Source organism: Cnuella takakiae, assembly GCF_001953305.1.
Lineage (GTDB): Bacteria > Bacteroidota > Bacteroidia > Chitinophagales > Chitinophagaceae > Flavisolibacter > Flavisolibacter takakiae.
The window spans coordinates 4,189,493-4,212,590 of sequence record NZ_MTFE01000010.1; the positions used below are offsets into that span (position 1 = coordinate 4,189,493).

At 51.9% G+C, this 23,098-nt stretch carries 16 protein-coding genes; 7 read left to right on the plus strand and 9 right to left on the minus strand.

From position 1 onward, the window contains the following. The 4 genes from BUE76_RS17980 to BUE76_RS17995 all read right to left on the minus strand — a co-directional run. Window positions 1–998, minus strand: a 998-nt coding sequence (locus BUE76_RS17980) for a glycoside hydrolase family 43 protein (protein WP_076026742.1), incomplete at its 3' end; no start/stop codon positions are given. A 162-nt stretch (window positions 999–1,160) separates the two neighbouring features. Then, window positions 1,161–2,711, minus strand: coding sequence for a RagB/SusD family nutrient uptake outer membrane protein (locus BUE76_RS17985; protein ID WP_073043624.1), 1,551 nt, complete (start codon window positions 2,709–2,711; stop codon window positions 1,161–1,163). A 21-nt stretch (window positions 2,712–2,732) separates the two neighbouring features. Then, window positions 2,733–5,768, minus strand: coding sequence for a SusC/RagA family TonB-linked outer membrane protein (locus tag BUE76_RS17990; RefSeq protein ID WP_083596519.1), 3,036 nt, complete (start codon window positions 5,766–5,768; stop codon window positions 2,733–2,735). A gap of 184 nt (window positions 5,769–5,952) precedes the next feature. Next, window positions 5,953–6,993, minus strand: a complete 1,041-nt coding sequence (locus BUE76_RS17995; RefSeq protein WP_073043403.1) for a LacI family DNA-binding transcriptional regulator — start codon at window positions 6,991–6,993, stop codon at window positions 5,953–5,955. A gap of 236 nt (window positions 6,994–7,229) precedes the next feature. Here BUE76_RS17995 and BUE76_RS18000 point away from each other — a divergent pair, with 236 nt between their 5' ends. From BUE76_RS18000 to BUE76_RS18010, 3 genes are all read left to right on the plus strand, one after another. Beyond that, on the plus strand, window positions 7,230–7,874 hold the full coding sequence (locus BUE76_RS18000) for a Crp/Fnr family transcriptional regulator (protein WP_073043405.1): 645 nt from the start codon (window positions 7,230–7,232) through the stop codon (window positions 7,872–7,874). 280 nt (window positions 7,875–8,154) lie between these two features. Next, window positions 8,155–8,445, plus strand: a complete 291-nt coding sequence (locus tag BUE76_RS18005) for a hypothetical protein (RefSeq protein ID WP_073043407.1) — start codon at window positions 8,155–8,157, stop codon at window positions 8,443–8,445. A gap of 10 nt (window positions 8,446–8,455) precedes the next feature. Further along, window positions 8,456–8,749, plus strand: a complete 294-nt coding sequence (locus tag BUE76_RS18010; protein ID WP_073043409.1) for a hypothetical protein — start codon at window positions 8,456–8,458, stop codon at window positions 8,747–8,749. 249 nt (window positions 8,750–8,998) lie between these two features. Here BUE76_RS18010 and BUE76_RS18015 read toward each other — a convergent pair whose 3' ends face one another. The 4 genes from BUE76_RS18015 to BUE76_RS18030 all read right to left on the minus strand — a co-directional run bounded on the left by BUE76_RS18015 (window position 8,999) and on the right by BUE76_RS18030 (window position 12,993). Then, window positions 8,999–10,072 (minus strand): baeRF3 domain-containing protein, encoded by a 1,074-nt coding sequence (locus tag BUE76_RS18015; protein WP_073043411.1) that lies wholly within the window; start codon window positions 10,070–10,072, stop codon window positions 8,999–9,001. A 782-nt stretch (window positions 10,073–10,854) separates the two neighbouring features. After that, window positions 10,855–11,418, minus strand: coding sequence for a DUF1003 domain-containing protein (locus BUE76_RS18020; RefSeq protein WP_073043628.1), 564 nt, complete (start codon window positions 11,416–11,418; stop codon window positions 10,855–10,857). A 123-nt stretch (window positions 11,419–11,541) separates the two neighbouring features. Beyond that, window positions 11,542–12,366, minus strand: a complete 825-nt coding sequence (locus BUE76_RS18025; RefSeq protein WP_073043630.1) for a hypothetical protein — start codon at window positions 12,364–12,366, stop codon at window positions 11,542–11,544. Window positions 12,367–12,492: 126 nt separating this feature from the next. Next, window positions 12,493–12,993: a hypothetical protein gene (locus BUE76_RS18030; protein WP_073043413.1), complete on the minus strand. Its 501-nt coding sequence runs from the start codon at window positions 12,991–12,993 to the stop codon at window positions 12,493–12,495. Window positions 12,994–13,226: 233 nt separating this feature from the next. Here BUE76_RS18030 and glgX point away from each other — a divergent pair, with 233 nt between their 5' ends. From glgX to treY, 3 genes are read left to right on the plus strand one after another with little or no spacing between them, the layout of a single operon-like run. Then, complete coding sequence (gene glgX / locus BUE76_RS18035; RefSeq protein WP_073043416.1) at window positions 13,227–15,431, plus strand: glycogen debranching protein GlgX; 2,205 nt, start codon at window positions 13,227–13,229, stop codon at window positions 15,429–15,431. Continuing rightward, window positions 15,397–17,220: a malto-oligosyltrehalose trehalohydrolase gene (gene treZ, locus BUE76_RS18040; RefSeq protein ID WP_073043418.1), complete on the plus strand. Its 1,824-nt coding sequence runs from the start codon at window positions 15,397–15,399 to the stop codon at window positions 17,218–17,220. The genes glgX and treZ overlap by 35 nt, the downstream gene beginning before the upstream one ends. 48 nt (window positions 17,221–17,268) lie before the next feature. Further along, on the plus strand, window positions 17,269–21,486 hold the full coding sequence (gene treY, locus BUE76_RS25195) for a malto-oligosyltrehalose synthase (RefSeq protein WP_073043420.1): 4,218 nt from the start codon (window positions 17,269–17,271) through the stop codon (window positions 21,484–21,486). Window positions 21,487–21,830: 344 nt separating this feature from the next. Here treY and BUE76_RS24810 read toward each other — a convergent pair whose 3' ends face one another. Then, window positions 21,831–22,163, minus strand: coding sequence for a DUF1905 domain-containing protein (locus tag BUE76_RS24810; RefSeq protein WP_178371837.1), 333 nt, complete (start codon window positions 22,161–22,163; stop codon window positions 21,831–21,833). A gap of 164 nt (window positions 22,164–22,327) precedes the next feature. Between BUE76_RS24810 and BUE76_RS18055 the strand changes: the two genes are divergently transcribed. Next, window positions 22,328–22,786, plus strand: coding sequence for a DoxX family protein (locus BUE76_RS18055; RefSeq protein WP_073043424.1), 459 nt, complete (start codon window positions 22,328–22,330; stop codon window positions 22,784–22,786). Window positions 22,787–23,098: the final 312 nt, after the last annotated feature.

The following is a 23,098-nucleotide window of genomic DNA, read 5'->3' on the forward strand; positions in this document are numbered from 1 at the left end:
GGTACCCCACTGGCATCGAACCTAAAGCGCTGCATGCGGATATTGCGGCGCACCCCACAGCCTTCGCCTGTATTGGTGTTGGCGTGGTAAATGATCCAGTTTTCTGCACCATTGCGTGATTTAAAAAAAGCATTATGCCCCGGACCATATGCATTGCCGGCTGTATTTTTTACAAAAACAGGTTGCTGGCTCTTGGTCCAGTCGGCGGCGTTTAAAGGGTTGCCTCCTTCGCGCAGCGATAATAATCCCAGCGCATAATCGTCGGTAAAACAACTGCTGGCCGAATAGGTAAGGAAAGCCTTGCCCTGCGGGTTGATCAGCACCTGCGGACCTTCATTCACGGGGTGGCCGTTGCGCTCCCAGGAGAGCGTTGGCTCACTGATCATAGTAGCCTGTGCCTCCAGCGTCCAGGGGTTGACCATGCGGGCGATGTACAGGTTTTGGTTGAGCGCTGTGGTGCTGGGTCTTCCGCTCCACACCAGATAGCGGCTGCCGCCATATTCCAGTACGGTTGCATCAATACTCCAGAAGTCGGAACCAGCAGCAAATACACGGCCCCTGTCGGTCCAGGTACCGGTTGTTGGATCAGCACTTTCATTTTCGGCTACCCATAGCCGTTGGGTACTGTCAGGGCCGGCACCGGCAGTGTAATAGAGGTACCACTTGCCGTCCAAGCGGTGCAGCTCAGGTGCCCATACATTGGCGCTGTTGGCGCCACCTGCAGCTGGAGTAAATACATTTGTTTGGGGTGCAAAAGCAAGCCTTGACATACGGCCTGTTTTCCAAAGCGCCACCCGGTTGCCCAAAGTATGGGTGTAGAAATAGTTGGTATCCTGTTGTATCACCCAGGGATCGGAACCCTGCACCAGGGGATTGATAAAAGCAGTATCAGGCCTGGGCAAAGGCGTACCGTTTCCGCCATTACTTTTCTTTGAGCAGGCAGTAAAAGCCAGGAGCGTAAAAAGGACAAGATTGAGGTTAAGATTTTTGTAGGTCATGTACCAGGGATGTACGGGTTTTACAAAAAAAGGTGTGCTTATTTAGTTGAGCCTTATAATAAATTCATTGTGCTTCAATACAAGGAGCATCATGAAAAACAGGAAGAGCCCACCACAGCAGGCTCTTCCTGTTCATCCTTTCAAAATCCTGCACATCACCGGTTACCAGTTGGGGTTCTGCGTCAGGTTCACGTTGATATCAATTTCCGATTGCGGGATGGGCATATACTTGTTGCGGCCGATCTGGAAATTGGCAAACTCGGGATCCCTTGCCTGGAGGATGGCGAGTTTGGCAGGATCATCAAAATAACCCCATCTGGCCAGGTCATTCCAGCGGGTGCTTTCCCCGGTGAGTTCGGTAATGCGTTCATGCTCCAGCTGCTGCTGAAACTGCGCCTGGTTCATACCCGGCCGAACGGCACTCAGCGGCGCCAATCCTGCACGCTGCCTCACCCGGTCCACAAAGGGATATGCATTGGCCGTTTGTCCCAGGTTGTTGAGGGCTTCGGCATACATCAGCAACACATCGGCATAACGGATGCTGCGGAAGTTTTTGGGTCCGTTAAACACTTCAAACTCGCGGATGCGCAGTTCATCGTTCAGGTATTTGCGGTACCATACCCGGTTGCTGGTATTGGCATCATAGTTCTTCTCGGCAAACGTAAACCCGTACACCGAAGTGAAGTTGGGTCCCCTTTCGTCGGTACTATCGTACAGGGCAGTAACAGCCAACCTTGGATCGCGCTGCCCGGCAACGGTACGCTCCTGCAGAAATTCGCGGGTTACCCAGCGGTGCATATTGGCATCGTTGAAGCCATGACCCGGCGGGGCAAAGAATGGTGCCCGGCTGGTGCCCACATTGGATGTAGGCGCATCCTCACCAGAGTTCTCAGGTCTTTGTTTGAACTGGATTTCAAATACCGACTCCGCATTGTTTTCCGTGGTATGCCTGAAATTATCGTAGTAGTTGGGCAAGAGGCTGTACTGCGTGGCACCCGGACCGGTTACCAGCCATGCCAGTGCATCGGCAGCAGCCTGCCACTCGCGTTGCTGCAGGTGGGCCCTGCCCAAAAGGCCGTATGCAGCCCCCCTGGTAGCACGGCCTATCTCCTCCCCGGTATAGGATGGAGGTAGTGCAGCGGCAGCCTCCGTAAGGTCTTTTTCAATTTGCGCCCACACCTGCTCCTGCGGCACCTGGCTGGGCTTGTCATTAGGCTGCGAAGGCTCCAGTATCAGCGGGATATTACCCCAGATGGTCACCAGGTTGTAGTAGTACCATGCCCGCAGAAATTTGGCTTCGCCAACATAACGGTCGCGCAGGGCGGCATCCATCTCGATATTGGGCACATTGGCAATGACCTGGTTGGCGCGGTACACCCCCCGCCAATGGTGGCCCCAGGTATCGGACTGCACTTCAAAATTGTAGTTGGTGATGTTCAACCCGCTGATGCTGCGCAACTCGTTCCAGGGGCTGGTAGAATAGCCGTCATCCGACCGCACATCCATGTAATAGGGCAGCCAGCGGCTGGGACCGTTGCGGTAAAAATTGCCGTATATGGCATTGACACCTTCCAGGGCATTTTCACCCGTATTCCAGAAGTTGGACTCGTCTTCCCTATTGGGATTTTCCACGTCCAAATCCAGGTATTTTTTACACGATGAAGCCGACATGGCCAGCACCGCGGCAATACAAAATTTATAAACTGTTCTCATTGCTGTAATCATTTAAGGGAATTAGAAACCAAAGCTTACACCGGCAGAAATAATACGGAGCGCAGGGTACTGGCCATTGTCCAGGCCGCGTTCAAAAATGTTTACCCCCACAATGTCGGGATCGAGGCCACTGTACTTGGTAAACGTGAGCAGGTTCTGACCGTTGATAAATACCCGGCTGTTGTTGAAACCAATACGCTTCAATGCATCGCGGGTAAAGGTGTAAGCAAACTCCAGGTTGCGCAGGCGCAGGTAAGAGCCACTTTCCAGCCAGCGGTCGCTCTGGGGCAGGCCGTTGAACTGAAGCCCCTGGTCGGGAGCGCCGATGGCGGCACGTGGCCATTCGTTGCTTGGGTTTGATGCGGTCCAGAAAGTAGCGCCCTTGCGAAAATTAGTATTCTGGTCCATGCGGTCAACAGAGAAACGAGGGCGGTTATACAGCTTATTACCTACCACGGCATACCACTGCATACCGATGCTGAACTGCTTGATGCCAAAGTTCAGCTGCAGGCCTGTTTCAAAATCGGCCCAGGGGCTGCCGGCATAGTAGCGGTCGCTGTCAATATCCAGCTTGCCATCATCGTTTACATCCACATAACGGATATCACCCGGTTTGGCAAAGGGCTGCAGCAGGTCGCCGGTCTTGCCCCTGTGGGCATCCACCTCGGCTTCGCTTTGGAAAATGCCGTTGGTCTTCAACACATACCATTCACCAATTGAGCGGCCCAGTTCGGTACGGGCATCACCCAGTTGGGTATAGCGGGTAGTAGCATCGCCAAAAGCAATCACCTTGTTGCGAATGCTGGTAAAATTGAGGGTTGCATCCCAGCGGAAGTTCTGGCTGGCAGGACTGCGGTATCCAAGTGCCAACTCAAAACCATTGTTGCGTATTGATGCCGCATTCACGGCAGGGTTGCCGCCGGCATTACCCGTAGTGAGGTTAATGGGCAGGTCAACCAGCACGTCCTTGGTTTCGGCAATAAAGTAGTCGGCCGACAGGGTAATGCGGTTGTTCAGGAAAGCCGCATCCGCACCAAAGTTGGTGGTGTTCTTACGTTCCCAACGCAGGTTGTTGTTGGCCAACTGGGTTACAATGCCACCTACCTGCTCCACTTCGCCGGGGCCAAATACGGCACGTGGGAAAGGGTTGATCTGGGCATAATAACGCCAGGGGCGCAGGAACTCCGAGTTACCCAGAGAGCCATAGGATACCCGCAGTTTCAGATCGGAAACGGTGTTGGAATTCCAGAAATCTTCCTTGGAAACCCTCCATGCAACTGATGCCGATGGGAAATTACCCCAACGGTTGCCTTCGCTGAACAGGGAGCTGCCATCGCGGCGGAAAGTAAGGCTGGTGAGGTACTTGTCTTTGTAGTTGTAATTCACCCTGCCCAGCAGGCCGATGATATTCCACAAATTAGTATAAGGGTTCTCTGGCTGCACCTGACCGCCAATGGTGCTGAAGCTATTGGTGGGCTGGTCGAAATACTGGTTCGAAATACCAACAACAGCACTTACGCGGTGGTCGCCAAAACTACGTTCGTAGTTGACAGTATTTTCAAACAGGGTGCTTTGGAAATCGCCTGTATTGCGGAAGGTTGCCAGCTGGTTGTTGTTGGGCGAAGGCGTACCCTGGCGCACAGTGCCGGGGAAGCGGGTACCCGTACCGCGGTCGCGTGATTTTTCCAAACCAAAATTGAAACGGTAGGTCAGGCCTTCAATGATGCGGAAATCGAGGTAAGCATTACCCCTGATCTTGAAGTTTTTCTGTTCGTACTGGTCAAGGCGTTGCAGTGCCGGCACATTGGCGGTAAGCGTGCTCAGGTAGGCATTGTTCAATCCCAATCCCCAGCCGCCGGGGTTCTCGGCGCTTTGGTACCGGCTGCCCTGCAGGGCCACTACAGGTGGCATAGCAATCATATCTACAAAAGGATTGACGCCAACACCTCCAGCGGCAATGGGGTCTTCTTTGGTCCAGCTAAGCAGCAGGTTCTGGCCAATGGTAAACCGGCCAATCTTCGTATCGGTATTAATCCGGAAAGCATTGCGGCGGAAACTATTGTCGATCACCGGGCCTTTGTTGTTGAAATGGTTGCCACTCACGTAGAAGTTCACGCGCTTGGCAATGGAACCCGATATACCGAGGTTGTACTCACCGATGGCGCCGGTGCGCAAAAATTCATCCTGCCAGTCGGTATTGATCGAAGGATCAAACTCTGAACTAAGCGATGTGGGTATTGCCTGTCCTGCAGCCTGGTAGAGGCGGGTAGCCAGGTCGCGGTATTCATTTACATCCATCATATCGTAGCGGTTGTGTACGCTTTGCACACCTGCCTTGATACTGCCGTTTACCTGTAAGGGGCCGGTGCGGCCACGCTTGGTAGTGATGATGATCACGCCGTTGGCAGCACGGCTGCCATAGATAGCTGCTGCCGATGCGTCTTTGAGCACCTGTATGCTTTCCACATCCTGCGGGTTAAAATCGGGGGTCGCATCGCTGTACATACCATCGATGATATAGAGCGGGTTGTTGCCCGCAAAAGTGCCTGCACCGCGGATGTCAATTTTGGCACCGCCACCCGGCGCACCCGTATTGCGCACCGTTACACCCGGCGCCAGGCCCTGGATGGCTTCGGCTACCGTATTGGATACGTTGCGGTTGGCAGCGGCAGGGTTGATCACCGCAGTTGCACCGGTAAGGTCGCGGCGGCGCACCGTTTGGTAACCAATAACCACCACCTCGTTGAGGCTGGCGGCATCGGGCGAAAGGGTCTCATTAAGTTCGGCGCCGGTAACGGTAAACTCGCGGGGCGTAAAGCCTACCGAACTAACAGTTAAAGTGCTGCCCACAGCAGCATCAATACTAAACTGGCCAAGGGTATCTGTAACGGCCGAACGGTTGGTGCCTTTAACCGTTACCGTGGCGCCCACCAGGGGCGACCCGTTGGTATTGCGCAGGGTACCCCGCACCGTTTGTTGCGCCAGGGCACTGAACCAGCACAACAGTGCCAGCAGCGTACAGCGCAGGTAAATTTTGTGTCGCTTTCTCTGTTCCATAATATGCAGTTTAAGGGTGAAATGATGCAGTTGGATTTTTCAGGGGGTATGGAGTTTGAGGTTTGAAGTTGGGGCTTGGATATAGAGTTCGGTGCTAGGTACTTGTCAACAATCTGCTTCGTCCATTGATGGAAAACTATTGATGGTTTCTATACAACTCCTATCCCCAAACTCCTGACTGGCTCTATCCGCTATCCAGCCGAAGGCTGGAATTGCGATAGATCAATACAGGGTCGAGTACCACTTTTTGGGCCGGGGTTTCATAAAATGAACCTTTGGCGGCATAGTCAAAATAGAGACGGGCAGCCTCTTCCCCCATGCGGATGGTTTGCTGGTCTACGGTAGATAAAGAAGGCGTGATGTATTTGCCGAAAGCTTCGTTGGCAAAGCCGATAATGGCTATGTCACCAGGTATACTGATGCCTGCATCTTTTAAAGCTTCCATGGCACCCAGTGCGGTAAAATCTTCAACGGCAAAAACAGCATCAGGTGGTTCGGGCAACTCGAGCAATTGCCGCATGCACTGGTAACCCGATTCGATGGTTACCTGGCCATATACGACCAAAGTATCATCCTGCGGCAAACCCAGTTGCTGCAGGGCATCGTAATAACCCTGCAGCCGGGTATGGAAGATGGGCACATGCTGCTGCCCTGCAATGTGGGCAATACGGCGGCAACCCTGCTGCACCAGGTGAAGGGTTGCCAAAAGGGCTCCCTGGTAGTCGTTTACCACCACTGATGGCACATCCAGTTCATCACTTACCCGGTCAAACAGGACCAAGGGTACGCCCCGGCGTTTCAACTCGGTAAAATGCCGCAGGTGGGTAGTTTCCTTTGCCAGCGATGCCAGCACACAACTCACCCGCGAACGCAGGAAGGTTTGCACGCCCTGCTGTTCAAAGTGTTCATCTTCGTTGCTTTGAAAAATGAGTACGCTATAATCATTTTGCCGGGCCACATTCTCGATACCATGAATAACGGAACCAAAAAAGTTGATTTCGGCACTGGGAATGAGTACACCCAAAATGCGGGTATGACCCAGCCGAAGGGAAGATGCAATGCGGTTGGGCTGGTAGTGCCGCTTCAATGCAAGGGCCTGTACCAACTGTTTGGTATGCGCACTGATGGCTGGATGGTTGTTGAGTGCCCGCGATACTGTTGAAGGCGTCAGCTGCAACTCACGGGCTAAGTCGGTAATGGTTGTCTTGTGGATCGACTCGGTCATGGCAGCAATCGTTGGTAAGGGTTATGCAAACGTTTGCATGAAGCTAAGGGCCTTTGTTCAAATCACCAACAGCCGAGATGGGAAAAGGATTGCGGGATACAACCTTTGGTTGTAAAAAGGACAGCTAGTTCAAAAAAGAACCAGCCTTTGCAAACCGGGCAAATGGTATCAAAGCCAACCATCGGATCATAGTGAAACTGTGCGGAGGCGCCTAACTTTAAGGCAAACTCCCGTATATGGCATACCCCATCAGCCTTCAGCAGATCTTCCCTTCCTTCGAACCGGCATTGCTTGAAGAGCTGAACCGCATTGGCGAGATCAGGACTTTTGCCGAAGGCGAAACCCTGATGCGTACCGGGCAGTATATCCGCAGTACCATGCTGTTGCTTGAAGGCAGGGTGAAGATTTTCCGCGAAGACGGGGAAGGCAGTGAGTTCTTTATGTACTACCTGCAGCCGGGCAATGCCTGTGCCCTTTCGCTGATCTGTGCTATCAAACAGGAAACCAGCCAGCTGATGGCCAGGACCGATGCGCCCACCACCGTACTGGCCATTCCACTGGCGCAAATGGACCAATGGATGATGCAGTACCGCAGCTGGTACCATTTTGTGCTGGGCACCTACCGCGACCGATTCGAAGACCTGCTACAAGTGATCGATCACATTGCCTTCCGCAACATGGACGAACGGCTGGTATTTTACCTCAAACGCCACCAGCAGCAACTGCAAACCAATATCCTGCCGCTTACCCATAACGATATTGCACAGGAGCTCAACTCTTCGCGGGAAGTGATCACCCGGCTGCTGAAAAAGTTATCGGAAAAAGGAATGGTCAAACTCCACCGGCAGGCTATAGAGGTGGTGAACCTGGCATTGGATTAAATGCTTTCATAGTTACGGACTTATTGCCTGCCTTTCTTGCCAATAGTTTGCCTTGGACCAGGTGATCATTAGCTTACCACTTTTACACCCTTCCTTTCCTGGCATTTACCGATCGAATTGCTTTACACAGGAAGGCAATTAGTACTTGTTCCTGTGCTGAGTTGAAGGGCTTTTCCAACTTGACCGGTTTAAGTCTCCCGCAATTATGCTGAAAAATATTTTGACGGTATGAGAAATTCGTTTTTACTTTGAAATACAAAGTGCTTTTAAAAACCAACTTATGACTTTTCAAAACAAACGCCTTACCGGCATCCTCCTGACAGTTGTTGTGCTGCTGCTGATTCCTTTCTTTGCAATGCAGTTTACCGCTGAGGTCAATTGGTCGGCATTCGACTTTATAGTAGCAGCCGTACTGCTGTTTGGTACCGGCCTGTTGATTGAACTGGTATTGCGGGTAGTGAAAAAACGCAACCACCGTATAATTATTTGCCTGGGCATACTGGCGGCGCTCTTTCTCCTTTGGGTAGAATTGGCGGTAGGCATTTTCGGAAGTCCAATTGCAGGAAGCTAAACTTTTAACCATGGCTATCACACAACGCAATTTCCCCATCGCAGGTTACCTGTTCGCCGCCCTGGTGTTTACCCTTGGCGTACTGAACCTTGTTTTGGTACACCCGGTTCCCGGCTTTGTATATATGTTGTTGGCGCTGCTTTTCCTGCCTGGCACCAATAATATGCTCCGGCAAAAAATGGGTTTTGGCATTCCTTCCTGGGTAAAAATCTTTCTCGGCATTTTCATTCTCTGGTTTACCCTGGGTGTAAGCGATCTGGGCGACATGATCGACAAAGCAAGCACCCCTTTGATTGGCAGCTGAGCATAACTGTTTACCAGTTTGCTGCAGCCCTGCCCATAGGAACCTATTTCAGCAGCAGTTGGATTGATAAAAAAACCAAAGGTGAAGGCAGCTTTCAATTGTAGCAGTTACCCTTTCAACCTGAAAGACACTATCCTTCACAGACGGGCTTAGTGCCTTTTACACTACCCTATTCATGCAAAAGACTTCTGCAGGTGCAGAAGTCTTTTTTATTGGCAACAATAAACTATTCAAACAAAGCACTTTGCCTTAATAACAAATCAAAGCCGCATGCAGGTAATCGGCAAGCGTGCCGTTTTCTACTATTTCTACCGTACCACCACCGGCCAGCACGCAGGACATGGCATCGGACACCGCATCGCGGGTTTGCCGGTTGGTTTGGCTGAGCGGAATGGTATCCGAATAGAGCACGCCACCCTGGTTGTCGATATAGGCAGGATAGGCATAATCAGCTTCTACCACCAGCAGGCGGCCCCGCTTTTGGTTGGCGGCCGTCCACACCTCTCCGATGCCAACTGCCAGCTTACCTGCCTGCAGGGCGTCTTCCAGTTGGGTCATCAGTTTGGCGGCTTTCAGTTGTTGCCAGTTGGCCAGGTAGGGCGCTACCACGGCTTGGAGCTCGCGTTCGTTGATAGTAGCGGGCACTTCAACCAGTGCTGTAGCTCCGGCAGCATTGCGCGACTGTTTGCGGAACTGCGCCAGGTGGGCTGCGGGTGCTACAATAAAAACGGGCAGCTTGTACGCCCGCTGCAGAATGCTCAGGGCATCATCAAAATGTTTTACTGACCGCTGCAACACCACCTGTTTTTGCTGGGCAGCATCCAGTGCCGGGTCAATCCCCCGTCCTACGCTTACCGGTGCATTGGCTACCAGCCGCGACAGTTGTTTTTCCTTACCTAAATAAATGCCGGCAAAATGGTCGCCCATCACCAGCAGCAGGTACTGTTTCTCTTCCTTGCGGAAGGGCAGCAACTGGCGCACATCAAAATGCTGGTCCAGCACCACCGCCTCTCCAACCGGCATCTGCCAGTAAACCAGTTTTCCTTTGGATGGCGTTGCCCAAAGGGCAACACTTTTTGCCGTGGCACCATAATCCAGCTGATCGAACAATTGTTTTAATTGGTCCAACACCTCACGCGTCACCTGGCGGCTTGTTTGCTGCAACAGGCGCTCTTCAGCCTGTACCATCAGCCGCCGCACGGAAGCTTCAATTTGCTTCCTTGATTGGGTTCTGGGCTCAAAGGGCAAAAGCACGGAAAGGGTGAGGTCTTGCTGGGCCACCGGCAGCAGTAGCGGCTCCTGGCTGGAAAGGTTTGGTGTCATGGTTTTGATTTATATGGTTATGGGATAAAGGACAAGGTTAGCGAGGGCCGAACAGGCTGCAAATCTCCGTAAATAAGCGCCGTTAATATGTTAAACTAGCCCTTAACTACAACCTGTGGTTTTCTGCATTATAAAAAGGAAAAGGATTGGTGCATCCGGTAACACAAGCGCTTCTGCAAGGCGAATGCCTTTACAGACGAACTGTGTTCAAAAGCCTGGTGAGTGGCAACTATATTCCTGTTGGGTAGCGGACCTGGTGGATGTTTTATTACCTGCTCAAGGTAACGGGTACTTCATGAATAAGGTGTAGCAAAAATTCTAACTTATGCATACCAGGCAAAACATTTGGACTGTTCACAAGCCGCCTTGCTGCGGCATGTGTATAGCTTCGTTGTCTTGTTCAGGTTAGTAACCATAATAGCCAGCAGTGCGCCTGTGCTGTTGCATTAAGTTATCGGCCACGTGCAATACTTCTGATCATTTTCAATGCTGCCGGAACCGAAGTATTGCAAGCAGGCTGCGTAAAATCAAGGTACAGCCAAAACCCAGGGCCCACCACAAATGACGGGCATCTTCTAATACCCGGGCCGGGTGATTGGAGGATTTTACCGCCACATTGCGCATTTGGTGAGAGTGGATAGCCATAAATAATTTTGTGCAAATTGCCTTTCCGCTTACAGATGCATTTTGCCCTCGCTCAACAGGGGTACTGAATTTAATCAGGAAGACTCTAAATCATGGGGAAGCAAGAATGCCTGTTGCAAAATCTGCACCAAACAAGGTTAATGGTTGTTGCGCCCCTGCCGTCTTATATCACTGCGTATATCTTCCATCAATTCCACCTGTACCTTTTGCAGTTCAAATAAGGTTTTCATCTGTTCCGCCATCAGCAGGTCCAGCTTCTGGTGCAGGTTGCGCACTTCAATCTCCGCTTTCAGGTTGACCATATAATCGTTCACGGCCCTTTGCCGGTCTTTTTCTTCTTTCCGGTTCTGGCTCATCATGATCAGCGGCGCCTGCAGGGCTGCAATGGTAGACAGCAGCAGGTTGAGCAATATAAAAGGGAAAGGATCAAAAGGTTTGGAGAGCAGGTAGAGGTTCACACCAATCCATACCAGCATAAACAAAAGAAAAGAAAGGATAAAGGTCCAGCTGCCGCCAAAAGACGCCACTTTATCGGCAATGCGGTTAGCCATCGTAGCGGGTGCATCATCAAGCCCCGACAACTTGCCGGAAAGCAATTGCTCTTCCGATACAGACTGGAGCACGAGGCCATTCAGTTGTTGCAATTGTTTGTTCTCTGTTTCCAGCAGTTCGTTCAGTTTCTTATTCAGTGGGTGGTGCATAAAAAAATCCGGGCATTGAAACCCGGAGTTAAAAGTAAGAAAGGATCGGGCATACCGCCTTTCCATACAGTTTGCAACGACAATACCTATTAACGGCACACCGAAACCACCTGTTCTGCAAGCCTAACGATGGGCAATAAATACCGGCAGCTTGTGCTCGGCTATCACATCGGTGATAAAACTTTTGCGCAGTAGTTGCGAGAAGATGGAACGGCTGAAGGCGCCGCTCACCAGGATGGCGTCTTTATTTTCAAGCACCCACTGGTTGAAATATTTACGCGGATTGATGTCCAGCTTGAAGAGTTCGAGCATGGGAAAATGCTCCGATGCCAGCTCCATGATATTGTGTTCTTCGGGGAACTTTTCATCCGCATCTTCTTTCATAAACACCAGCAGGGTTTCGTTGAGCGAAAGCTCGCGGAAAAGGTAGGCAAACTGCTTAACGGCATACACCGAAGAAGCGCTGCCATCATAAGCCAGTATGGTTTTGGTGGGAAAACAAACATCTTCGGGCACGATCACCACAGGGCACTCGGCTTTTGTGAGCAGTTCGCGCATATAATCGGATGCAGGCTCATCGCCCAGGTGCTGGTAGAACTGTTCGCTGCTGATAACCAGCAGGTCGGCAAAGCGGGTTTCACGCAGTAGTTCGGGCAGGGCAAAATCAAAGAAGTCTTTATGCACATGGCTGCGCATGCCGTTTTCCTGGCATAGGGTTTCAAAGCGCTGTATATTTTGTCGGATGATATCGCCGGTTTCTGTTTCCTGCAGCGGCAGGTAAGAAGGCGCACCGGCTACGACGCCATAACTCCACATTCCGGCATAGCTCACCTGGGGTACAAAAACACCTACCACCAGCACAGGGGCCAGCTCGTTCATACGGCGGGCAAAAGCAAAAGCGCCTTCGGAAAACATGATGCCATCAAAGGCAAGAATGATCTTTTTCATGGCAAACGTATTGGGGTTAAGGAAAGGATGCAGGTAAAATACTACAGCCACCCAAACGCATTCACTGAGCAAAGATTAATGCGGCCATGATTATGGTCAGGTGGACGATGGACCATGGACTATGGTCTATCGTCCGAAAAGGGCTGCCAGGTGCAGGTTATCCTTCAGTCGGCCCCTGCATATTTCAAATACAATGGCGCCAATGCTGTTGTTTTCAAATTGCACCTGTGCCTTTTTAATTTCCATGGCCGCTACTTCCAGCGCCTTGCGGTGGTAACGCCTTACAGGTGAACTGTCGCCTACCATTTTTGCAAAAGAAGCCAGGAATGCATCACCTGTCTTTTGGATTTCCGCAGGGTCCATCTCGGTTAGTTCCCACTCGGCTTTGACCCTTGTTTCCAGGTTGGAGGCCTCCATGTTTTGCCTTGCAATGGTGTCGAAGGTATCGCCAACACGCAGGGCAAAAATGGTAAGGATAAGACTATCGAGTAATTGAAAGTTCAACTCCTGTGCGGGCACTTCCCGAAACGTATACAAACCTTCAATACCTGCAACCAAAAGCAGGGGATTGATACCAGCGGCCTGTGCTTCCTGTTGTATTGCCTGCAGAAATTCCTGTTCGTTCATGCTCGTTTTCACCCGGTGTTTTGGTTAGCTGCGGGCCGGCCGGCAAAGATATGCCCTTTGCAGGCAGCCAACGAACGGGCCTAAGTTCATTGTTGATTTTACTACCCACACCCAGGCATGGTACAGGCTGATCGGTAACAGGCATTGCCCCACTACATTCCCGATAATAGCGGCAGGGCTGGCAGGAAAATTGTCGAATATGCCGCCGACAGCACAGGCACAACCCTTAACATATGCAAACAACCATAAAAGATCCTGACCTAAGGTCGCTGGCCGTTTACCCAGGTGCACCCTTCCCGCTGGGTGCCACCTGGGATGGCGCGGGCGTCAACTTTGCCCTATATGCCGAAAACGCCACTGGTGTTGACCTTTGTCTTTTTGAAACAAATCACCCGGAACACGAAGCCGTTAACATCCGCGTAAAGGAACGCACCAACCATGTATGGCATGTTTATGTGCCCGGCCTTAAACCAGGCCAACTGTATGGCTACCGGGTGTATGGCCCCTACGACCCGGAAAACGGGCACCGATTCAATCCCAACAAGTTGCTGATCGACCCCTACGCAAAGGCTATTTCCGGCACCATCAAATGGCACGACAGCCTGTTTAGCTACGAGCTGGGCCACCCCGATGCCGACCTGAGTTTCTCCGATTCGGATAGCGCTCCTTATATCCCCAAATCGGTAGTGGTGGATTCCCACTTCAACTGGGAAGATGTAAAGGCACCCGATATACCTTACCACCATACCATTATTTACGAAACCCATGTGCGGGGCTTTACCATGCAGCATCCCGGCATCCCGGAAAAGATCAGGGGTACCTATGCGGCACTGGCGCATCCCATCACCATCCAATACCTTAAAGAGCTTGGCGTAACGGCCATTGAACTGATGCCCGTGCACCATTTTGTTGCCGACAGGCACCTGGTGGATAAAGGACTCACCAACTACTGGGGTTACAACTCTATCGGCTTTTTTGCGCCTGATGTACGTTACAGCAGCAGCCTCGAACCCGGTGAACAGGTCAAGGAGTTCAAGACCATGGTGAAAGAACTCCACCGTGCCGGCATCGAAGTGATCCTGGACGTGGTATACAACCATACCGCCGAAGGCAACCACCTCGGTCCAACCCTTTCGTTCCGCGGTATTGACAATGCCTCTTATTACCGCCTCCACGAAGGGCGGTACTATATGGATTATACCGGCACGGGCAACACGCTCAATGCCATGATGCCCAATGTGCTTCGCCTCATCATGGACAGCCTGCGCTACTGGGTACTGGAAATGCATGTGGATGGCTTCCGGTTCGACCTGGCCTCTACCCTTGCCCGCGAACTGCACGAAGTGGACCGGCTGGGCTCTTTTTTCGATATCATCCACCAGGATCCGGTGATCTCGCAGGTAAAGCTGATTGCCGAGCCCTGGGATATCGGCGAAGGCGGCTACCAGGTAGGCAAATTTCCCCCAGGCTGGGCCGAGTGGAATGGCAAGTACCGCGATTGTATCCGCGACTACTGGCGGGGTGCCGAAAGCATGCTGGGTGAGTTTGCGGAACGCTTTACCGGCTCCTCCGACCTGTACAAGGAAGACTACCGGCGGCCTACAGCCTCCATCAATTTCATTACGGCACATGATGGCTTTACCCTCCACGACCTGGTGAGTTATAACGAAAAGCACAACGCCGAAAACGGCGAAGACAATAATGATGGCGAAAGCCATAACCGAAGCTGGAACCATGGCACCGAGGGGCCAACAGACGATGCGGAAATTATGGAGTTGCGCAACCGGCAGAAACGCAATTTCCTGGCAACGCTGTTTTTATCGCAAGGGGTACCCATGCTGGTGGCAGGCGACGAAATCAGCCGCACCCAAAGGGGTAACAACAATGCCTATTGCCAGGATAATGAAATATCGTGGCTCAACTGGACCAGCGCCGACAAGGACCTGCTGGCTTTTACCCGCAAGCTGATTCACCTGCGCAAAAACCACCCGGTGTTTTGCCGCAGGCGCTGGTTTAAAGGGCAACCTATAAAAGGGGTAGGCCTGGAAGACATTGCCTGGTTTTTGCCCGAAGGGCTGGAAATGAGCGAAGAAAACTGGAGCCAGGATTTTGCCCGCTCCCTGGCCGTTTACCTCAACGGCCGCGGCCTGCGTTCGGTTGGCCCGAGAGGTGAGCAGATTATTGACGACAGCTTCTACATCATCTTCAACGCATACCACGATGCGCTGGACTATGTATTGCCCTCGGAAAAGTATGGCGCCACCTGGCAGCGCATACTCGATACCAGCATGGACCAGTTGCCCGAAGATGGCACCACCTACAAGGCCGGCGACCACATACCCGTTGCCGGCAGGTCGGTAGTGGTATTACATTGTCCCCTAACCCCCCAACAAAGAAAGGCACATGAACAAAGAGCTAAGACCGGGCGCATGGCCTGATGGCAAGGAACAAACGCAATTGGTGGTATGGGCACCACTGGCAAATAAGCTAACCCTGCACCCCGAAGGCAGTACCGAAACAACAGCATTGCAGCCCGCCGAACAAGGGTACTGGACGCTTACTACCAACAGGCTACAGGCAGGCAGCCGCTACAAGCTGTCGGTTGATGATGGCCAGCCTTTCCCCGACCCGGCGTCGCGCTACCAGCCCGAAGGCGTACACGGCCCTTCGCAGGTGGTGCAGCTGGAGGGGTTCAACTGGCAGGATCATAACTGGCAAAACCTGCCCCTGGAAGATTATATCATTTATGAACTACATACCGGCACCTTTAGCGAAGAAGGCAATTTTGCGGGCATTGCAGCCAAACTGCCTTACCTCAAATCGCTTGGCATAAATGCCATCGAGATCATGCCCGTAGCGCAGTTCCCTGGTGGCCGCAACTGGGGTTATGATGGCGTGTTTCCTTACGCGGTGCAAAACACCTATGGCGGGCCAGAAGGTTTGCAGCAACTGGTGCAGGCCTGTCATGACGCAGGCATTGCCGTGATCCTGGACGTGGTATACAACCATATGGGTCCCGAAGGCAATTACCTGGGAATTTACGGGCCCTATTTTACAGAGAAATACAAAACACCCTGGGGCAATGCACTCAACTTCGACGATGCGTATTGTGATGGCGTGCGGGACTATTTTGTTGAGAATGCCCTGATGTGGTTCCGCGATTTCCACATCGATGCACTGCGGCTTGATGCCGTGCATGCCATCAAGGACTTCAGCGCGGTACACCTGTTGCAGCAAATAAAACAAGCAACCGATGTCCTGATGGCGGAAACAGGGCGTACGCATTTCCTGATTGTAGAACTGGACCTCAACGACACCCGCTTTATCAACCCGCAGGAAAAAGGCGGCTATGGCATGGACGCACAATGGGTAGACGAGTTTCATCATGCCCTGCGCATAACAGCAGGCGGCGAAACCACGGGGTACTATTCCGATTTTAATGGCATCGAACACCTGGCAAAAGCCTACCGCGACGCATACGTGTACGATGGTCAGTACTCACCGCACCGCAATAAAAAGTTTGGCATCCCGGCACTGGATAACCCGGGCAAACAGTTTATTGTATTTTCCCAAAACCACGACCAGGTAGGCAACCGCATGCTGGGCGAACGTACCAGCACCCTGCACTCGGTTGAGCTGCAAAAACTGCTGGCAGCAGCGGTACTCTTTAGCCCTTATTTGCCCATGTTGTTTATGGGTGAAGAATGGAGCGAGCCCAATCCATTTTTATATTTCGTAAGCCATACCGATGCCGAACTTGCCGAAGCTGTGCGCAAAGGCAGGAAGGCAGAATTTGCCGCTTTCCACGCACAGGGCGAAGCACCCGACCCGGTGGATGCAAACACCTTTCAGCAATCCAAACTCCAATGGCAGTTGCTGGAAAAAACCCCGCACAAAACCATGCTTGCTTATTACCAGGGATTGATACAGCTGCGCAAAACACATCCTGTTTTACGGAGCACTGTTCGCAAGGGCTTAAGTGTAGCTGGCGATAAAGAACGAAACTGCCTGGTGCTGTTTCGAACCAATGGACAGGATGCATTGGTATGCCTCATGAACTTTTCGCAGCAGGCGCAAAGCTTTAAACTACCCGGCGAACAAGCACAATACCAAAAAATCTTCGACAGCGCATCACCACAATGGGGTGGCCCAAAAGCTGCCCCTGAAAATGCCACTACCGAAGTGCAGGTGCAACCAGAATCAATATTGGTTTATGAAGCCATATAAAAGCCTGTAGACCATTGTCCATTGACCATTGACCATTCACCACTCACCATGTACAACCCGAAATCAACCTACCGCATACAATTTCATAAAGACTTTACGCTCTCCGACCTGGAGCGCACACGCGACTACCTGAAGCAATTGGGGGTGGGCACAATCTATGCCTCGCCCATCTTTGAAGCTACACCGGGCAGCACGCATGGATACGATGCGCTCAATCCACTACGCATAAACCCCGAAATAGGCACAGAAGAACAGCTGCGCAACATCACCCAAAAACTGCAACAGGATGGTATTGGCTGGCTGCAGGATATTGTACCCAACCACATGGCTTTCGACCCCCGGAACCCGTGGCTTGCCGATGTGCTGGAGAAAGGGCCACTAAGTCATTATGCGCCCTTCTTTGATATTGCATGGGACAATGCACTTCAGGGCGGCCAGCTGATGGTTCCCTTTTTAGGCGACACCCTTGATGCGGTGATTGAAAAAGGGGAACTGAAGCTTGCACTGCAGGACGGCAAACTATACCTGCAATACTACGATAGCAAATACCCGGTTCATCCACGCTCCTATGCTAACCTGCTGGAAAGTGGTGGCAAGAAATTGCAGGGCGTACAACAGCTGCTGACACAACTGGAAACACTGCTGGGTGTAACAGAAAAGGAAAGCTTTGCTGCACAATGGCAGGATTGGCTGCAACAGTTCCAGTCCCTTTTGCAAAACAAAGCTATTGTCAAAGCCATTGAGCAAAACATCCAGGCAGCCAACAGCAACAAAGCCCTGCTCACAGCAATTGCTGTTGAACAGGCGTACCGCCTTTGCCACTGGCAGGAAACCGATTACCAGATTAATTTCAGGCGATTTTTTACTGTAAACGGTTTGATCTGCCTGAACATACAGGACGAAGCGGTTTTGGTGGAACACCATGCCCTGATCAAACAACTGGTGCAGGATGAAGTGTTCCAGGGTTTACGCATCGACCACATTGATGGCCTGTACGACCCCACCTCCTACCTGCAGCGGCTCCGCGAAATGACCGGTGAGGAAACCTATATCGTAGTGGAAAAAATCCTGGAGCCCGGCGAAGACATGCCCGCCTACTGGCCAATTGAAGGCAGCAGCGGCTACGACTTCCTGGCACAGGTAAACAACCTGCTCACCAACCAAAAGGGCGAGCCAGCATTTACGCGTTTTTACTGCAAGCTTTCCGATGACAGCCAGGATGTGCACAGCCAGATTCACGATAAAAAATCCTACATCCTCTTTGAACATATGGCCGGTGAACTGGATAACCTTTTTCACCTGTTCATGGATGCAAACCTGGTGGACCGGAAAGCACTGGCACATATACACCGTGAAGACCTGAAGAACGCACTGGCGGAGTTCCTGATTCACTGCCCGGTGTACCGCTTTTATGGCAATGGCTTTCCCTTGTCGATGGAAGAAGCCGGAGCCGTGCACAAAATCTTTTCCAGCATGCGCAAGGCCAATGCAGCCAAACCTGCAGCCATCGGCGTGTTGGAAGATGTGTTGCTGCACCTGCCGCCGCTACGCAATGAAGCATACAACCAGCGAGCCGCACACTTTTTCCAGCGCTGTATGCAGTTTACCGGACCGCTGATGGCCAAAGGTGTGGAGGATACCATCATGTATACCTACAACCGCTTCATTGGCCACAACGAAGTAGGGGATGCACCCGATGCTTTTGGCACATCGGTGCAGGACTTCCACCGGCAGATGCAGGTACGACAGGAGCAATGGCCCTATGCACTCAACGGCACTTCCACACACGATACAAAGCGGGGCGAAGATGTACGGGCAAGGCTCAATGTGCTGACCGACATACCCGAACAATGGCTGGAGAAAGTACAGGAATGGCAGGAGCTCAATGCACCCTTGAAAAAAGAGGAAGCGCCTGATGCCAATGATGAATACTTCATTTACCAAACCATTGCCGGTGCTTATCCTATGCCCGGCATGGATGAAGATGATTTTGCAAACAGGCTGCAGGAATATTTACAAAAAGCCTTGCGCGAAGCGAAGCGTCATTCCAACTGGACCAGGCCTGATGAAGCATACGAAGGCGCTGCCAAAAACTTTGCAGTGCAACTGCTGCAACCCAAAGGGGCATTCTGGAAAAGCTTCCAACCTTTTCACCAATTGATTTCCGATGCAGGTATTGCCAACTCGTTGGTGCAGGTGCTGCTGAAGTTTACCTGTCCCGGCGTGCCCGATGTGTACCAGGGCTGCGAGTTCTGGGACCTCAGCCTGGTAGACCCCGACAACCGCAGGGCAGCCGACTATGGAAAACGCATGGCAGCTTTGCAATCTTTTGAAGGTGCGGATGCAGCAGCCTTGTTACCTGAGTTGTGGGAAAACCGTTTTGATGCACGCATCAAACTGTGGCTTACCCAACAGTTGGTTGCCTTGCGCAATAAGCAACCTTATCTGTTTACCGAAGGTGATTACCTGCCCCTGGAAGTAACCGGCAAATACAAGGATCATGTCCTTGCCTTTGCCCGAAGACATCGCCAGCTGGTGTATGTAATTGCAGCGCCCCTGCACCTTGCATCGCTGTGTTTGGAACAATCGAAAACTGTACTGGAACTGGATTGGGCCGATACCCGCATCAACCTGCCTGAACAGGCAACCGAAGACTGGGATGTATTGCTAACAGGTGCTACCGAACCATTCGACAGCATCATCCCGGTTCAGGGACTTTTCACGAAGTTGCCGCTAGCTGTATTGAAAGGGCACCTGCTCGACAATGAACGTGGCGCGGGTATCCTGCTCCATATCAGTTCACTGCCCTCCCCTTATGGCATTGGCGATATGGGTAAGGACGCTTACCTCTTTGCCGATTTCCTGTTTCGCAGCAACCAGAAATACTGGCAACTGCTGCCGCTGAACCCTACGGAAGCAGGACAGGGCCACTCGCCCTACAGCTCTATTTCCAGCCGGGCAGGTAATACCCTGCTCATCAGTCCGAAAACCCTTGCCGATGAGGGCTGGTTATCCAAAGAAGAAATCAGGGCAGCCATGACGGAAGGCCAAAGCAAGGTGGACTATACCATTGCTGAAAGCATCAAACAAGACCTGTTCGAAAAAGCGTATGTGCGATTCCGTGAGCAGGCAGGCGAACAGGAGCGGCAGGCCTTCCAGCAATTTTGTGGTGAGGAAAAAGACTGGCTGGACGACTTTGCGCTGTATGTGGCTTTGAAAAAAGAACAGGGCGGCAAAGCCTGGTTTCAATGGCCGGCAGAATACATGAACCGGGATGCAAAGGCATTAACCCTGCTTGCTTCCCTGCAGGAAAGGGAACTGGAAAAAACAAAGTGGCTGCAATGGCATTTTGCCCGACAGTGGAAGGCGCTGCGTAGCTACTGCAATGGCCATGGCATCCGCTTTATTGGCGACCTGCCCATTTATGTGAGTTATGATTCGGTAGATGTATGGGCGCACCGCCACCTTTTTGCTATCGACGAGGAAGGCGGCATGACCGGCGTGGCAGGTACGCCGCCCGATTCATTTAGTGCCGATGGGCAGCTATGGGGGATGCCGGTATTCCGTTGGGATGCGCACGAGGAGGAAGGATTTGCCTGGTGGATTGACCGGCTGCAGCGCAACACCGAATTGTTTGACCTTGTACGCATTGACCATTTCAGGGCCTTTGCCGATTACTGGGAGGTGCCTGCAGCGGCAGCAACTGCCAAAGAAGGATCGTGGAAACCCGGCCCCGGCGCGGCTTTCTTTACTGCGGTTCAGGAGGCATTGGGCAGCTTGCCCTTTGTAGCCGAAGACCTGGGTGAGATCAATAAAGCCGTTACTGACCTGCGCGACCAGTTCAGGCTGCCGGGTATGAAGATCCTGCTTTTTGCCTTTGGCGAGGAGATGCCCCGCTCCGATTATATCCCGCATAACTATGGACCCAACTTCCTGGTGTATACCGGCACGCACGACAACAACACGACCCGTGGCTGGTACCAAACCGAAGCCGATGAAGATACCCGCGCCCGCCTTGAAGCATATACAGGCCGCGCCATCTCGGCTGCCGAGGTGCACCTGGTACTGGCACAGATGGCTTATGCCTCGGTGGCCAAAACCGCCATACTGCCTTTACAGGACCTGCTGGGCTTGGACGAAAACAGCCGGATGAATATGCCCGGCCAAGGTCAAAACAACTGGGCCTGGCGCCTGGTACCCGGCCAGTTGAATGAGGCGGCGGAAGACCTATTGCAAAAGTGGACCTGGTTGTACAACAGGGGATAGGGGAAGGACCATGGACGATGGACAATAGACGACGTTATGACATTGTAGTCTGTCGTCTGTTGTCCGTCGTCTTTATGCACTATTTGTTCAAGCTCACTGATAAAGTAAAGTCTTCGTTTCACCTGCAGTGCATCACTTCCCTGTGAGAGGATATCGGCAAGTACTGCCTTCAGCTCTTTTCCAGGCAATGCAGCAAACTGCTTCATGACAGCAGCATCCTGAAAACATTCCAGGATCTTCGTATGGTCATCTGTATTGCTTGTAGGTTTCAGGTATAAAGTTACGATCACAGTATCGCCGCTTGTATTGTTGATCGCCTTCCGGATAGCTCCATAAACAGCAATTCATTTACCGCCTTTTTTGGGCATCAGGTTTTTGCAACCAATATCAAAGCCATCAATGGTGCCCATTACTTTTATATCACCCCACTTACCTTTCAAATCTTTTGTTTCGGGTAGTTTCAGGTGATAGGTCCAGGCGCCTTTACCTGGCAGATAGTCAGTTACAAATTGCTGTTCATTTGCGATATACTCCGTTAACTCAAGTTCGTTTTGATGCATCCACTGTAAGCACGGACATAAAATGCACTTCATTATTTCCTGCTTAGTTCCCACCGCAATTGCAAGCCAACAAAAGACAAAGTAGAAGAGTTGTACGCCAAGCCGCACTTTGCGCAAACATGCGTGTTGCAACACCTACCCTTCTATCAATCCTTGAATAATCCTGCACTTCACCGGTTGCAAAATTATTCCCGTCTCATCCGCAGGTATCGCCAATAAACTAGTGTAACTTAAAGGTGCCTTACCGTTCGTTAGTTGACTCACCCCTAAAATCTACAACTATGAACGAGCACTTCATCTCCCGCACTGCTGTTTACCTGCTTTCCATTGTCATGATTGTTTTTGGTGTGTACCATTTCCTGCAACCCAAGATGATGCTGATTTATGTACCCGATTGGGTACCGGGCGGCCTTGTTTGGGTGTACTTCACAGGAGCTGCCTTCATCCTTGCTGCCGTTGCCTTTCTCACCAACAAACTGGTGAAGCTGGCCGGTTATATGCTGGCGGCGCTCCTCCTGGTTTTTGTACTCACCATCCACCTGCCCAACTACCTCAATGCAGGTGATGTGGACATGCAACGACAGGCATTTGTAAACCTGCTCAAGGACACGGCCATCATGGCATTTGCCCTGTTTGTTGCCAGCAATGCCGTGCACCAGCGCATCAACGAAGCCGAAGGCAATATGCCTACCGGCCGGGTGGTTACCCTGCCCAAGCAGGAACCGTCCGCAAGTATTTAACTTGCAGTTTGGGCCATCCTTTTTTCTACGGCTTGCGTCGCAGCAGGCCGTTTTTTGTTTGGGTTAAAAGCTCTGTGGGCAGAAGAATGGCGTGGGAAAAAGATGCAGGAGGCAAAATGAAAAGTTTCTGTCATGCTGACGTCGCAGCATCTCCTGCTTTCATCGGAGCACTCGTGTGTACGAGGGGATGCCGAAACAAGTTCGGCATGACAGACACTACAGACCGGAGTTATGGCGTACCTTCCGAAGTCACAACTTCCTTTCCCGTCTTTCCCGTCTTTCCCGTCTTTCCCGTCTTTCCCGTCTTTCCCG

What these genes read in the sequence shown, in the direction of transcription:
- BUE76_RS17985 (WP_073043624.1), bottom strand. Translation starts at nt 2,711, where the DNA reads ATGAGAACAGTTTATAAATTTTGTATTGCCGCGGTGCTGGCCATGTCG.
- BUE76_RS17990 (WP_083596519.1), bottom strand. Translation starts at nt 5,768, where the DNA reads ATGGAACAGAGAAAGCGACACAAAATTTACCTGCGCTGTACGCTGCTG.
- BUE76_RS17995 (WP_073043403.1), bottom strand. Translation starts at nt 6,993, where the DNA reads ATGACCGAGTCGATCCACAAGACAACCATTACCGACTTAGCCCGTGAG.
- BUE76_RS18000 (WP_073043405.1), top strand. Translation starts at nt 7,230, where the DNA reads ATGGCATACCCCATCAGCCTTCAGCAGATCTTCCCTTCCTTCGAACCG.
- BUE76_RS18005 (WP_073043407.1), top strand. Translation starts at nt 8,155, where the DNA reads ATGACTTTTCAAAACAAACGCCTTACCGGCATCCTCCTGACAGTTGTT.
- BUE76_RS18010 (WP_073043409.1), top strand. Translation starts at nt 8,456, where the DNA reads ATGGCTATCACACAACGCAATTTCCCCATCGCAGGTTACCTGTTCGCC.
- BUE76_RS18015 (WP_073043411.1), bottom strand. Translation starts at nt 10,072, where the DNA reads ATGACACCAAACCTTTCCAGCCAGGAGCCGCTACTGCTGCCGGTGGCC.
- BUE76_RS18020 (WP_073043628.1), bottom strand. Translation starts at nt 11,418, where the DNA reads ATGCACCACCCACTGAATAAGAAACTGAACGAACTGCTGGAAACAGAG.
- BUE76_RS18025 (WP_073043630.1), bottom strand. Translation starts at nt 12,366, where the DNA reads ATGAAAAAGATCATTCTTGCCTTTGATGGCATCATGTTTTCCGAAGGC.
- BUE76_RS18030 (WP_073043413.1), bottom strand. Translation starts at nt 12,993, where the DNA reads ATGAACGAACAGGAATTTCTGCAGGCAATACAACAGGAAGCACAGGCC.
- glgX (WP_073043416.1), top strand. Translation starts at nt 13,227, where the DNA reads ATGCAAACAACCATAAAAGATCCTGACCTAAGGTCGCTGGCCGTTTAC.
- treZ (WP_073043418.1), top strand. Translation starts at nt 15,397, where the DNA reads ATGAACAAAGAGCTAAGACCGGGCGCATGGCCTGATGGCAAGGAACAA.
- treY (WP_073043420.1), top strand. Translation starts at nt 17,269, where the DNA reads ATGTACAACCCGAAATCAACCTACCGCATACAATTTCATAAAGACTTT.
- BUE76_RS18055 (WP_073043424.1), top strand. Translation starts at nt 22,328, where the DNA reads ATGAACGAGCACTTCATCTCCCGCACTGCTGTTTACCTGCTTTCCATT.